8 protein-coding genes are annotated in these 14,063 nt (G+C 64.5%); 4 read left to right on the top strand and 4 right to left on the bottom strand.

Annotated elements, in window-relative coordinates; translation table 11 throughout:
• Positions 1–13: 13 nt before the first annotated feature.
• Positions 14–679, bottom strand: a complete 666-nt coding sequence (locus K1X11_RS16500) for a DUF1294 domain-containing protein (RefSeq protein WP_221031339.1) — start codon at positions 677–679, stop codon at positions 14–16.
• Between the two features lie 496 nt (positions 680–1,175).
• Here K1X11_RS16500 and K1X11_RS16505 point away from each other — a divergent pair, with 496 nt between their 5' ends.
• Positions 1,176–2,957 (top strand): alpha-L-fucosidase, encoded by a 1,782-nt coding sequence (locus tag K1X11_RS16505; protein WP_225919463.1) that lies wholly within the window; start codon positions 1,176–1,178, stop codon positions 2,955–2,957.
• A gap of 196 nt (positions 2,958–3,153) precedes the next feature.
• Here the strand turns inward: K1X11_RS16505 and K1X11_RS16510 are convergent, their stop codons facing one another.
• Positions 3,154–3,303 carry an entericidin A/B family lipoprotein gene (locus K1X11_RS16510; protein WP_221031341.1) on the bottom strand — a complete coding sequence of 50 codons (150 nt, stop codon included), beginning with the start codon at positions 3,301–3,303 and terminating at the stop codon, positions 3,154–3,156.
• 254 nt (positions 3,304–3,557) lie between these two features.
• Here K1X11_RS16510 and K1X11_RS16515 point away from each other — a divergent pair, with 254 nt between their 5' ends.
• Positions 3,558–3,989 (top strand): hypothetical protein, encoded by a 432-nt coding sequence (locus K1X11_RS16515; protein WP_221031342.1) that lies wholly within the window; start codon positions 3,558–3,560, stop codon positions 3,987–3,989.
• A 34-nt stretch (positions 3,990–4,023) separates the two neighbouring features.
• Here K1X11_RS16515 and K1X11_RS16520 read toward each other — a convergent pair whose 3' ends face one another.
• A complete protein-coding gene (locus K1X11_RS16520; protein WP_221031343.1) occupies positions 4,024–5,088 on the bottom strand; it encodes a hybrid sensor histidine kinase/response regulator in 1,065 nt (354 codons plus the stop codon).
• A gap of 227 nt (positions 5,089–5,315) precedes the next feature.
• Between K1X11_RS16520 and K1X11_RS16525 the strand changes: the two genes are divergently transcribed.
• Both K1X11_RS16525 and clpB read left to right on the top strand, forming a co-directional pair.
• Positions 5,316–7,859 (top strand): M12 family metallo-peptidase, encoded by a 2,544-nt coding sequence (locus K1X11_RS16525; protein WP_221031344.1) that lies wholly within the window; start codon positions 5,316–5,318, stop codon positions 7,857–7,859.
• Between the two features lie 556 nt (positions 7,860–8,415).
• Positions 8,416–10,998, top strand: coding sequence for an ATP-dependent chaperone ClpB (clpB, locus tag K1X11_RS16530; protein ID WP_221031345.1), 2,583 nt, complete (start codon positions 8,416–8,418; stop codon positions 10,996–10,998).
• A 269-nt stretch (positions 10,999–11,267) separates the two neighbouring features.
• Here the strand turns inward: clpB and K1X11_RS16535 are convergent, their stop codons facing one another.
• The gene (locus K1X11_RS16535; protein WP_221031346.1) at positions 11,268–13,958 is read right to left on the bottom strand and encodes a WD40/YVTN/BNR-like repeat-containing protein; all 2,691 of its coding nucleotides are present in this window, start codon (positions 13,956–13,958) and stop codon (positions 11,268–11,270) included.
• Between the last annotated feature and the right edge of the window lie 105 nt (positions 13,959–14,063).

Below are 14,063 nucleotides of genomic sequence, written 5' to 3' on the forward strand. Positions count from 1 at the left end.
AGTCGGGCCGGCCCTAGGAGGTTAGGTCGCGGAGCCAGGTTTTCGCGGCGTGGAAGAGGGGCCAGCCGCGGGGGCCGTCGTAGCTGATCGCTTGGTAGAGCAGCACAATCGCCCAGTAGGTGAAGAGGTAGCTACCCTTGGCGGACTTGTGGCGGAAGAGGCGCTGGGCGATGAAGGCGCCGGGCCAGCCGCCGAGGAGCTCGAGGATATGCAGCACGTTTTCGGGGACACGCCAGAGGCCTTCGCGCGCGCAGCTTTTGTCGTAGTAGTAAGCCGCGAAGCAGACGAGCGACACGGTCGCGGCGACTCCCATCAGCATCCAGAAATGATCCGGCTCCAACCACCCGTGGGCGGCTTGCACGGGGAGGATCAGCAGGGCGGCGAGCACCAGCAGGCTGCCGATACCGAAGCTGCCGCCGAAGCCGTCTTGCACGACATCCACGGCGCAGGTGCGGCCGTGTTTGTCGGTGCCCATGGTGTAGTGAACCTTATCGCCAATGCGTGGGCGTCGCACGCGGTCGGCGAAGTCCCGGATGTGGACGAAGACTTTTCCCTTTGTGCCGGTGAGGTAACCGAAGCCACGTTCGTCGTTCCAGTCCGTGATCCGGCCCAACAGTCGGGGAGGACCTGGGGGCGGTTCGGGATCGGGATCGGGATCGGGTTGCGGGCCGGAGTTCATGCGCGTCGTGAGGGCGTGAGGAAAAGCGTCTGGTGGCGTGAGTGTATCGATACAGATGATACACCCGCAAGGGGGGCCTCGGTGCTGACGGAATTACCACGACGTCGTCTGGCCATGTTCTTGGATCTTAGATGGGGGGAGGCGGTCGCTGGTGGGAGCTGAGGCGTGACGACTTCGGTGAGGAAGGACGTGCACGCTTCGGCGGCAGCGGCCGGGTGAAGGAGGGGCTTCGGATCCAAGGCCAGTTTGGAGCGAAGTGGGCGCTAAGGTAGCGCGTGGGGGAGCGGAGGGAAGCTCGGAGCGAGGAGTTGGGCGCTTTTTGCGGGCGGGTTTGATGGGCCGATGGATCGGTCGGGAGAGGGGTCGAGGGCAATGGGCTTTCGGGGCGTAAAGCCCCTCCTACAGGGGTGATGCCGCCGCGGCTTCGGCGTGAAAGTTTCTGAAAGATTTTTGGGGCGTTGCATTGGGGGAGAGGTGGGGCTGAGGGTGCGGAGTTATGCGCGCTGTTGATGTATCCGCGGTAAAAACCCCGTCCCGGAACCCCGACTCAGAGAAGGCCTTGCAGTGGTGGCGAAAAGCCCGCTTCGGGCTGTTCATTCACTGGAGCCTGTCGTCCATCAAGGCCGGCGAATGGAAGGGCGAGGTGGTGCCGGGGCTCGCGGAGTGGATGATGTTTCAGAAAAAGATCCCGGTGGCGGAGTTTGCGCCGCTGGCGCAGGAGTTTAATCCGCGCAAATTCGACGCGGCGGCCTGGGCGCAACTCGCGGTCGATGCGGGCATGCGTTACGTGGTGATCACGGCGAAGCACCACGAGGGCTTTGCGATGTATCACTCCAAGGCGGATCCCTACAACGTGGTCGACGCGACGCCGTGGGGCCGCGATCCGCTGAAGGAGTTGGCCAAGGAGTGCCGCAAGCGCCGGCTTAAGCTGTGTTTTTATTATTCGCAGGACCTCGACTGGCATCACCCGGATGGCGCCTGGAACACGTGGGACTACGACGAAGCGAAGAAGAAGCCGGAGCGTTACCTGCGCGAGAAGGTGTTTCCGCAGCTGCGCGAGTTGCTCACGCAGTATGGGTCGATCGGTATGATCTGGTTCGATACGCCGCTGACCTTGTCGCGCGCGCAGAGTCGGCGGATTCGCAAGTTTGTGAAGGACCTGCAGCCGCAGTGTCTGGTGTCGGGTCGCATCGGCCACGGGTTGGGCGACTACAGTCTGCCGCGAGACAACTTCCTGCCGGGCGCGCGGCTGGAGGGAGATTGGGAAACGTGTGCGACGATGAACGACACGTGGGGCTACAAGCGCACCGATCACGCGTGGAAGCCGGTGGATAACTTGATCACGACGCTGGTCGATCTCGCCAGCAAGGGCTCCAACTACCTGCTCAACGTCGGTCCCGATGCGGACGGCGTGGTGCCGGCGCCGAGCGTGAAGCGGCTGCACCAGATGGGCGCGTGGATGGCGGTCAACGGCGAGGCGATTCGCGGCACAACCCCGAGCCCGTTTAAGCCGGAGTTTTCGTGGGGGCGCATGACGACGAAGGGACGTTCGCTGTTCCTGCATTTCTTCGGGCGGCCGGAGCGGCGGTTCCGCCTGCATGGGCTGAAGACCAAGGTGCGCTCGGCGGCTTTGTTGGCGGCGCCGGAGGTGAAGTTTGCGGTCACGCAATCGGTCGATCCCGCGACGGGCACGCCCTTGCTCGATATCGACTTCAAGGGATTTAAATCCACGCGGCCGGTGACGGTGGTGAAGCTGCAATTGGCGGCGGCGCCGGAGGTCGAGGAGCGCACGATGCAACAGCCGGATGACTCGATCACCTTGGTCGGCCCGCAGGCGCAGGTGGGCACCGACCGGAGCGAGAGCGGCGCGGCGGCCAAGCCGGCGATGCGCATGGGCGGCAACGGACTCACCGAAAACTGGGCCAACACGGAGGATTGGTTGGAGTGGGATTTTGTGGTGCTGAAGCCCGGCACGTATGACGCGATGGTGGTGACGACGCATCAGCATCTAGAGCCCTGGAGTGGCGGTCACACCGTGGTGGTGAGTTGCGCGGGCAAGCAGTTGCGCCGGCGCACGAAGCAGGCGGTGGCGTTGCCGGGGCTGCGCTCGAAATATTATCCGCAATGGGGCACGCCGTGCGGGAAGCTGCGCTTTGCTGAGGCCGGGGTTTACACGCTGCGATTGCAGATCGAACGCCTGAATGTGAAGGCGGGCGACAAGACGTTGTTCTCGGATGGCGGCATGCAGTTCAGCGAGCTGCGGCTGGCGCCGGCGTGAGGCGGGACAGGCGGCCGCGTCCACCGTTGCGCCATGCTCTGATCTCGCGGTGGGGTGATGTTGCGGGTCCGTAAATTGAACCGCCCCCACGGGCACGGGGCCGGTGGGGGCGGGTTGGGATTAGGAATCGGCCGGGTGCAGGACCCGGCCGCGGATGAAGGAAAGGATCGTGCGGATTCAGCGCCGCGTCCGTCCATCAAGACGCGCCGCGGGCGGCGTCGGAGATGGCGTCGCCCGCGTTCTCGATATCCTCGCCGGCACCTTCGATGGTCTGGCAGCCGGTGAAGGTGAGCGCGGTGGCGGAGAGGGCGAGCAAGGTGAAGACGAGTTTGCGGTAGTGTTTCATCGTGCCACCGCAGTTTGCAGGGGCGGTGCCAAGTCTAGTTGGGCATTCCTAAGGGGATGGTAATGAGGCTTTAGTGGGTTTTATGAGGCTCTGCGAGGCGGGCGAAACCTCGTGGATTCGGGCGAAATGCCCGAATGGCAGACTATCCGGTCGGGTGTTATGCACGACGGTTGGAAGGGGGGCATTTTGATGGGCTGGGCGAAATAATATGAAACTTCGGGCGCTCCTATCGGGTAGTAGGGGAGAGCCTATTTATGATGAAGATACTGTTTGTTCCGGTGCTGATGCTTGGCGCGCTGCTTTTGGCGGCGGGCTGCGGTTTGCAGCGGACTGGTGGCGCGCAGTCGCGGGAGGGGGAGATCTGTTTGGTGGGCGAAGGGGAAGTGCCGACCTTGGCGACGGCCCGGGCGCGGTTGAATGGCGCGGGGGCCGAGGAGTTGCGCGCTTGGCTGGCCCGGCAGCAATCCGGTTGGCGGCGTAGTGGACGTGCGGATACGCAACGCGGGTTGCACTTGGTCCTGCAGCGCGAGGCCGATGTGGAGACGCACGTGGAGCTGGTCGGCAACACGCTCTGGATGCAGGGGCAGCACAAAGCGCTCGATCGCGAGGAGCTGCGTGAGTTGTGGTCGATCATCGGCCCGCAGCGGCGGGTGCCGTATCTGGCCGACGAGATATGGGCGATGTGAGCGCCCGGGCTCGGTCTGCCCGGGAGGGATGGTTTTAAGCCGACGCAGCGGGCAGCTCGAACCAGAAGGAGGCGCCTTCGCCGGGAGGGCTGTCCACGCCGCAACGACCGTGGAGCTGGCTGACGATCCGCCGCACGATCGAGAGTCCGAGACCGTGGCCTTTGTGGCGATGTTGAGGGATCTTGCTGAAGGCGGTGAACATTTTGGTGAGCATGGCGGGCTCAATCCCCGCCCCGTGATCGCGCACGATGAAGCGCACGCAACGCTTGTCGGGGTGCGTTTCGGCGAGCAGGTCGATGTGCGGAGATTCACCGCCGTATTTCGCCGCGTTGCTGATGAAGTTGCTCCACAGGTGAACCACCCACGGCGCGTAACCGAGGGCAACGGGCCAGTCGTCGGCTACGTTCACGGTGGCGTCATTGCGGTGCAAGGTGGTCTCGGTGCGGGCGATCGCCTCCTGCACGATTTCGCCCATGTCGAGCGGCTCCGGTTCGACGGTCTCCTGGCGCAGGCTCGTGAGCATCAGGATCTCATCGATGATGGTGTTGAGGCGGTTGCTCGCCTCTTGGGCTCCTTCCAAGTGGGCCCGCAGGCGCGGGGGGCAGGTGTCGTCGAGCAGGCCTTCGGCAAGCTCCAAGCGGCCGAGGAGCACCGAGATGGGCGAACGCAGATCGTGGGCGACGGTGTGAGCAAAGGCAGACAACTCATCGACGAGGTCCTTGCGCTCCAAACGCACGGCGACGGATTGCAGGAGGTCGTCGGTCTCGAAGGGTTTGTAAATGTAGTCGTCGGCCCCGCGCCGCATGGCCGTGCGCATTGCGGAGTTATCGTTGCGACCGGTCAGCACGATGACCGGGACCGCTTTGAAGTCGGGCATCTCACGCAGCTGGCGCACGAAGGTGTGTCCATCGAGGCGCGGCATGACCAAATCGGTGATCACCAAATCCGGATGGACCTCCCGCGCTCGCTTCAATCCGTCGGCCCCGTCGGCCGCTGAATCGACGGCATAGCCGACTTCCCGCAGGATGCGCTCGAGGAGACCGCGAGTCGGCGAATGGTCTTCAACGACCAGGATGCGATGGCGTTCGCCCGAATTCATAAAAGGAGGTGCGGAGGAGCGGTTTGTGGCACTCGGAGCAACGCGGCCACCGTAGACAGAATCGCTCAATCGTAAACCTTAAGCTGAGGAAAACTAGGTAAATACGGACCTATTTAATATTAGGGTTAATTACCCATTAAATCGGCAGCCGATTTAGGGGAGTCTGCATTAGCTGGTTTGGGGCAGGCGGACTGCCCAACTTTGCACGGCACGGACGCGCGGTGCGCATGTCTGTTGCCCTGGTCGGCGGAACGGCCGATGACTTTCTGGGCATGCGTAAAACGGTTTCTCCTCTTCGGTTGGCGGGTTTGGTCCTGGGGCTGGTGGCAGCCGCGGCCGTGGTTGTGGTGGCGGTTTGGATGGGTCGTCGCGAGGGCGAGCCGGGCAAACCGGAGGCCACTGTCGTCGCGCAAGAGAAGGCGGCGGAGGTTGCGGCGGATTCCGCAACGTCCGGCGAAGCCGGGCTCGATCCGACCACCGTGGTGGCGGCGACGGAGGAGGAGGTGGTGGTGGAGCCACAGGTTTGGCGTTTGGCGACATTGTCGGAGGAAACCCGGTCGCACCTAAGAGTCGTGCGGACGGTCGCGCGGCAAGTGAGTTACGCGCGATTGGATACGACGGTATTGGCAGGCAAGGACTCGCCGTTTGTGCGGCCGGGGCGGGGTCGGGTGACGTGGACTTTGCCGGAAGGCGGGGCCGTCGTCGGGGCGGTGGAACGCACGACGATGCAAGGGCCGGACGCCTGGCTGAGCGAAGGCCGGGTGGAAGGCGTGGCGGGCGCGCGGTGGTTGGCCGCGATGGTGCGCGGGCGGTTGTCCGTTTCGATCGACGGCCTGCCGGGCGGCGAAGTGAAGGCGCGCACGGTGGAGACGGCGGAGGGTCCGGTGGTGCAGCTTTATCGGGTCGATCCGCAGCTGGCGGGGGATTGCGTGACCGTGCGTGTGTCGGCGGCCTTTGATGGGCAGGATTCCGAGGTGGCGGAAACGCCGATCGACCCGGTCGATCCCAGCCTCAGTGGGGGCGATGCGCAGATTGATCTGTTGATGGTCTACACGCAGGCGGTGCGGGCGGCGCTGGGTGGGGCGGCCAACGTCGAGGCGGAGGCGATGCTGGCGGTGGCGCAGGTGAACGCGGATTTTGCCGGCAGTGAGTTGCGGGCGCGCGTGCGGCTGGCTGGCATGCTGGAGGTCAATATGCCGGGGGATGACCAGACCGGCTTCGTGAACGGCTGGCAGCGCACGGCGTTGGAGAACATCGCGGGCGTGACCGACGGCATCATGGACGAAGTGCATGCGGCGCGCGAAGCGGTGGGCGCGGATCTGGTGAGTCTGGTGGTGGCGCGGCCCGACAGTGGCAGTGCGGGCATCGCCTACATCCTCGAGCGGCTGGGGCACTACAGTGAGCCGTTTTACGCGTATTCGGTGGTTAACTACGATGGGCTCAGCGACGCCACTACGCTCACGCATGAGTTGGGGCACAATCTCGGCTGCGCGCATGACCGCGACAACGCCGGCGACCTGCCGGATCGGGGGCATCACGGCGCGTTTCCGGGGGCCTACGGTTTCCGCGTGAGTGCGCCCGATGTGAACGGGCTCTCGCGGCAGGTGCGCACGATCATGGCGTATTCACCGGGCACGCGGGTGCGGTATTTCTCCAGCCCGACGCGGCAGATCCGTCGTTTCATCAGTGGCGGCAACACGGTGGAGTTCGCCCAGCCGGTCACGCTGGGCGTGGCGGTGGACGCGGTGGCAGATGCGCAACAGGCAGCTGACAACGCCAGCGTGATTCAACGCACGGCGTTTCAGGTGGCGGGTTACCGGTTGTCGCCGGAGCGGGCCTTTGTCGGTCAGTTGATCAATGTCTCCACCCGCGCGTATGTAGGAAGTGGATACCAAGCCCTGATCGGTGGGTTTGTGGTCACGGGAGCGGAGCGGGAGGTGTTGCTGCGGGCGCCAGGGCCGATTCTGGGCACGGACTTTGGGGTGCCGGGCGCGCTGGCGGATCCGGTGTTGCGCGTGAGCCGGCTCGACAACGGCACGGTCACGACCGTGGGCACGAACGACGATTGGGAGTTGCCGGCGGCGAATGGCATCGCGGTGGCCCAGGCGGGTCAGCAAGTGGGGGCGTTTGCCTTCAACAACGGCGGCCGTGATGCGGCGACGGTAGTTACGCTGGGACCGGGCAGTTACACGGCCGAAGTCACGGGCGCGGGCGGCGCGGAAGGCGTTGCGCTGATCGAGGCCTACGATGTGAGCGAACGCAGCGGCGAGGGCGGCGCGCGGTTGGTGAACCTGTCGACGCGCGCTTATGCCTCGACGGCGACGCCGATCGTGGCGGGTTTTGTGGTGGAGGCGGATCCGTTGCAGCCGAATGCGCGCAAGACGATGTTTCTGCGGGTGCGTGGCCCCTCGCTGGCCAACTACGGTCTGCCGGGTGAGGTGGTGATGCCGGATCCGGTGATCGAGATCTACGACGATCAGGCGGGGCTGGTGTTCTACAACGACGACTGGGATTCGCGGTCGGCGATTTTGGGTAGCAGTATCCCGGACTTGCAGCGTGGCGTGGTGGATCGTGTCGAAGAGGAAGAGGTGTTTGCCGCGGCGGCGCAAGTGGGCGCGACGGACATGTTGCCAACCGAACCGGCGGCCGTGATCGAACTCCCGCCGGGGCTCTACACCATGACCGTGCGGCCCTTCACGGATGAGACCGACGACGAGGACGTCGGTGAACCCGGCGTGGCGATCGTGGAAGTGTTTGAGTTGGATCGATAGGCTGCAGGGTGGGGTTATTCACACCAAGGCAGCAAAGGGAGCAAAGGGCGGGGAGGACGTAGGCCAAGAGGCATCCGCCGTCGCTCTGCGAGCTATGGCGGACAAGGGGTTAGCGCGAGTAAACTCGCGGCCTACGAAGTGGGGTGCGAGTGGGAAATGTAGGCTGCGAGTTTACTCGCGCTGCGTTGCCTCGCGGAGTGAGACGAGGGATAGCCACAAAAAGGCACGAAGAAGCACAAAAAGGAGGAACGGAGAGCTGCGTGCGGTGGGGTGGTTTTCTTCACACCAAGGTAGCAAAGGGAGCGAAGAGACGGGCGGGGAGATAGGGTAGCTGCATAATGAAGTAGGCTGGTTTTCGTGAATTTTTGTGCCTTTTCGTGGCTTTCTCTTTCCGGTCTCTCCGCGCGGCGTTCTTCTACGTATCTCGCATCTGTTGGTCGTCGATAGTTGTGCCGTTGCGGCGCGGGGTGGGGCGTGGTGGCGCGGTGGTGTCACACCTCGGGCGGGCGCTCACCTCTGACGCGCGGTTGGCTCGGGGCATGCAAGGGAGGAACGCATGGATATGAACTCACTCACTCAGATGTCGCGCCAGGCGGTCACCGACGCACAGGCGGAAGCGCGGCGTCGTAACCACCACGAGGTCGATACGTGGCATCTGCTGCACGCCTTGCTCGGGCAGGAGGATGGCATCGTGCCGGCCTTGGTGGAGAAACTCGACCTCACCACCAGCGCGATGCAACTCGCGGTGCAGCGCGAACTCGATCGCCTGTCGGCCGTGACGGGCAGCGTCGACGCGTCGAAGATTTATGTGACCCAGGCGGTCAACGAGACCCTCGTCCGCGCCGAGAAAGAGGCGAAGTCGCTCAAGGACGAATTTGTGTCCACCGAGCATCTCTTCCTCGCCGCCGTTGAGGTGGCGAAGCCCGACGCGGTGGCGAAGTTTTTCAAGTCGTTCGGGCTCGATCGCGGTCGCGTGCTTAAAGCCCTGCAGGCCCTGCGCGGCGCGCAACGCGTGACGACCGACAATCCCGAGTCGACTTACAACGCCCTCCAGAAATACGGCACCGATCTCGTGGCGCTGGCCAAGGCCGGTAAGATGGATCCGGTCATCGGCCGCGACGACGAAATTCGTCGCGCGGTGCGCATCCTCTCGCGCAAAACCAAGAACAACCCGGTGCTGATCGGCGAACCCGGCGTGGGCAAAACCGCCATCGTCGAAGGTCTCGCTCAGCGCATCGTGCGCGGCGACGTGCCGGAAGGGTTGAAGGACCGCACCCTCTTCGCGCTCGACATGGGCGCGCTGGTCGCGGGCGCCAAATACCGCGGTGAATTTGAAGAGCGCCTCAAGGCCGTGCTCAACGAGGTGAAGCAGAGCGACGGCCGCATCATCCTCTTCATCGACGAACTCCACACCATCGTGGGCGCGGGTAAAACCGAGGGCGCGATGGACGCGGGCAATCTGCTCAAGCCCATGCTGGCGCGCGGGGAGTTGCACTGTATCGGCGCGACCACGCTCGACGAGTATCGCAAGCACATCGAAAAGGACGCCGCTCTCGAGCGTCGCTTCCAGCCCGTGCTGGTGCAGCCGCCGAGCGTCGAGGACGCCATCTCCATCCTGCGCGGTCTGCGCGAGCGTTTTGAGCTGCACCACGGCGTGCGCATTCTCGACGGCGCGTTGGTGGCGGCGGCGACTTTGTCGGACCGCTACATCTCCGATCGTTTCCTGCCCGACAAGGCCATCGACCTGGTCGACGAAGCCTGCGCGATGATCCGCACCGAAATGGACTCCATGCCGCAGGAACTCGACGCGCTCTCGCGGCGCACGCTGCAGCTCGAGATCGAGGAAGCCGCGCTGAAGAAAGAAAAGGACGCGGCCTCGAAGGAGCGTCTGAAGGCCCTGCAAAGCGAACTCGCCGACACGCGTTCGCAGGCCGCCGCGTTGCGCGCCAAGTGGGACAAGGAAAAGGCCGGCGTCGACAAGGTGCGCAAGGTGCGCGAGCAGCTCGAGGAGGTGCGTCGCGAGATGGAACAGGCCGAGCGCGCCTACGACCTGAACAAGCTGGCCGAGCTGCGCCACGGCAAGTTCCCGCAACTCGAAGCCGAGCTGAAGCGCCTCGAAGCGGAGTCGGCCGAAACCGAGTTGTTCAAAGAAGAGGTCACCGACGAGGAGGTCGCCAGCATCGTCGCAAAGTGGAGCGGCATCCCGGTGACGCGTTTGGTCGAGGGGGAAAAGGAAAAGCTCCTGCGCCTCGACGAGACCTTGCACGAGCGCGTGATCGGTCAGGACGAAGCGGTCACGTTGGCGAGCGAGGCCATCCTGCGCGCGCGGGCCGGCATCAAGGATCCGCGGCGACCGGTGGGCTCGTTCCTCTTCCTCGGTCCGACGGGCGTGGGTAAAACCGAGCTGGCCAAGACGCTGGCGGAGACGCTCTTCGACAGCGAGGCCTCGATGATCCGCATCGACATGTCGGAATACATGGAGAAGCACAGCGTGGCCCGGCTTATCGGCGCGCCTCCCGGTTACGTCGGTTACGACGAGGGTGGTCAGTTGACCGAGGCCGTGCGGCGCAAGCCCTACGCGGTGGTGCTATTCGACGAAATCGAAAAGGCGCATCCGGATGTATTCAATGTGTTGTTACAGGTGCTCGACGATGGTCGCATCACCGACAGTCAGGGCCGCACGATCGATTTCAAAAACACGATCATCATCATGACGTCGAATCTCGGCAGTCGGCACCTCTTGGAGCGGGTGACCGGCAGCGAGATTCCGGAGAGTGTGCGTGAGTCGGTCATGACCGAGTTGCGTCAGGCCTTCCGGCCGGAGTTCCTGAATCGCATCGATGAGACGATCCTCTTCAAGCCGCTCACGCTGGAGGAGATCACCTCGATCGTGGACCTCTTGCTGGCCGATCTGAACCGCCGCCTGGCCGACCGTCGGGTGACGGTGGAGCTGGATGCAGCGGCCAAGACCTGGGCGGCCGAGAAGGGTTACGACCCGGTCTTCGGCGCGCGGCCCCTGAAGCGCTTCCTGCAACGCCAACTCGAGACCAAGCTGGCGCGTGCGCTGGTTGCCGGTGAAATCGGCGAAGGCGCCACAGTGAAGTTCACCGTGCGCGACGACGCGCTGGTGATGGCGTAGGCCTACAACGTGCGTCGGACGGGTTCTGTTTTCTTTTTACAGGAGGAAGCAGAGGGAAACAGAGGCTCGTCCGGCGTGGGTTTTGTTCACAGCAAGGAAGCAAAGGGAGCAAAGCCGGGGGGAGGGGCAGTGCTGGGGCCGAGAGGCATCCGCCGTCGCTCTGCGAGCTATGGCGGACAAGGGGTTGGCGCGAGCGGGCTCGCAGCTTACAAGGTAGGAGTCGTTCGGGAAATGTAGGCTGCGAGTTGCCTCGCGGAGCGGAGGGCGTATCAGTTCACCTCATACACTTCGGCCAGGGCCACGCCGGTGGTGCCGGCCTCGCCTTCGATGTGCACGGTGTAGACGCCGGGGGCGAGGGTGAGCAAGAGGGCCGAGTCTGCGGATCCTTCATCCAGCGCGAACGCTCCGAGGCGGGCCGACTCGGTGCGGATTTCATCGACGTTGGGCGCGGTGGTCCAACCGGTGTTGCTCGCGAGCACTTCGGTGTCGCGGAGCACTTTGAGCACCGGCTTTTCCAGCCGGCCGGTGACGTTGAAACGTTCCAGGGACGGTCCGATGCCGCGCACCAGAATCCGTTTGGGCGCTTCCCCGCCGACGACGAAGCCGGTGATCAGGATGTCTTCGCCGGCGCCCACCTGCGTGCGGGTCGAGATGTTCACCAGTTGGCTGGTCGTTCCTTGGATCGCGTAGATTTCAACCAGGGCCACGCCGGTTTCGCCATCCTGACCGGACACTGTGGCGGTGTAGGCTCCGGGCTGCAGGTCCCAGACCATGGCGGCATCGGCCGAACCTTCTTCGAAGGCGAAGGCTCCGGTCACGGCGGTCGCCGCGCGCACGGCGTCGGCTGTTTCGTGGGTGGACCACCCGGCGTTGTAAGAGAGGATCGTGCCGCCGGCGCTGTAGAGTTGCAGCACGGGGCGAGTCAGCGCACCGGCGACGCCGTTCTGGAGGAGGGCCGGTCCCGCCGCGCGGATGAGCATCCGTTGCGGCTCGTCGCCCTGCACGACAAAGCCCGAGATGATCAGGGAGTCGGCTGAGCCCACGCGCGAGCGCACGGAATTGTTGGTGAAGCGGGCCGTGCCCGATTCCCAAATGAGGCCGCCTTCGCCGATCGCGAGCAACTGGTCGTTCGCGTGCACCAGGTTACGCACCATGCCGCGACCGCTGAAGTCTTCCGCTTCCCACTGTTCACCGTCGGTGCTCACGACCACATGGCCGTAGGCGGTCACGCCGACGAATTGATTGCCGACGGCTTTAAAGGCCGCGACGGGTCCGTGGGCAATCAGCGGGTTTGACCCGGCAGGTTGCCAGCCCGCGCCAAAGGTGGAGACGAGGACGCCGCCCGTCTGGTTGGCTGCGACCATGCGGTCGCCGAAGCCAGCGATGGCGGTGATCGGACTGGAGGAGGTGCCCACCAACGTCCAGTCGAGGCCGTCGGCGGATCGAAGGATGACGCCGCTGTCGTCAGACGCCTTGGCCCCGACGGCGTAAAAGAGGCCCTCGATAAACTCGAATCGGCGCGCCCCGTAGGCGCCCACTCCGGAGGCGGGCGTCCATGTGTATCCGTCGGTGGAGACATACCAACCGCTCGCGCTGCCGGGGGCCGAGACGGAGGCCAGAAAGCGGCCGTTGCCGAAGACGAGTTGGTTCAAGGTGCCCTGCAGTCCGCCGGCCACGGCCCAGGATGTGCCGCCGTCCTCTGAGACCATGATTTGTCCCGCAGGTCCTCCGGCGACAAAACGACCGGCGCCGTAGGCGACTGCGCCGCCATGAAAGGCGGAGGCGTTGGTCATCACCGACCAGTCCTTGCCGTTGATGGAGGTCAGCAAACCCAACTCCGCGGCAACCATCCACCGGCCGTCGCCCCATGCGCCGGACAGCAGGCGGTGGGAGGTCGCCGAACGATTCACCTGCGCCCAGGTCTGCCCATCCGTGCTCGATGCGACGTAGCCGAAACGGCCCACGGCGACCAGGCGGTTTCCGTCCGTCGCCAGGTCATTGATGGTCAGTTGGCCGGGGCCCTGCCGGTCGACGCGCGGGTTGGTGCCGTCGACGGAGGACGAGATCAACTGGTCCTGCGAGCCGAGCAGGTAGGCGCGACCATCAAAGACCTCCAAGTCGTAGACCGGAGCGTTGCCGGCGTTGGGGGAGAACGTGCTGGAGCCGAACAGCCAGGTCGCGCCGTTGTCGTCGGAGGTCAGTAGGGTGCGGCTGAATACGGACGCCTGGCTGGCCTGGTCTTCGTAGATGTCGGTCCCGGCGGCAAGCCACCGGCCGTCCTTGTAAATCGGGCCGGCGGAGATGGTGGCCATGTTATTGAACAAACCGGCGTAGCTCCACGTCTCGCCGCCATCAGTGGAGACCACGGAGCGCACCGTCTGGTAGTTCCACGTCGTGCCGTTGGAGCTGCCGAGGCGACTGGTGGATTGGTCGATGCCCAACAGCACGCCGCCGCCTTCGCTGATCCGCGCGACGTTCATGGCCGAAGCCTGTTCGTGTTTGGTCCAGTGGACGCCGTCGGTGGAGTAGGCGGTGAAGTTGAGGCCGTTGGACATGGCCCAAAACCGACCGGCGACGAAGCGGATCTTCGTCACCTTGCCCCATTCGGCCGCGCCGGACCCGGTCACCGTTGTTTGGGTCCAGACGACGGCGTCGGGCGAGATCATGACTCCGCCTAACCTGGAACCAACCGCCACGTAGCGATCGGCGCCGTAGGCGATACCCGCGATCCATTCCTTGGTGTCGGTGAACGAGGGAGTCCAGGTGACACCATCGGTGGAAGTGGCGACGGCCCCGCCGGCTCCGACCAACACAAACTTCCCGCCGCCATGGATCACGGCTGAGATGTCGTTGCCGTGCGGCAGGGGATTGCGCCAGTTCCAATACGGAATCTCCGCGCTCACCAGTCCGGCGGTCCACGTCGCCAAACCGACTGCTACCGCCAAGGTTCTGAAGATCATCCGGTCCCAGCGGGACAGACTAAACCACTGCATAAAACTCTTTCGCGTTGAGGGGTGACGGCCAGTCGCGAAAGACGTCATGGGAAAACGCCGTAAGCGGCAACC

The sequence above is a fragment of the Actomonas aquatica genome (genome assembly GCF_019679435.2).
GTDB classification, from domain to species: domain Bacteria; phylum Verrucomicrobiota; class Verrucomicrobiia; order Opitutales; family Opitutaceae; genus Actomonas; species Actomonas aquatica.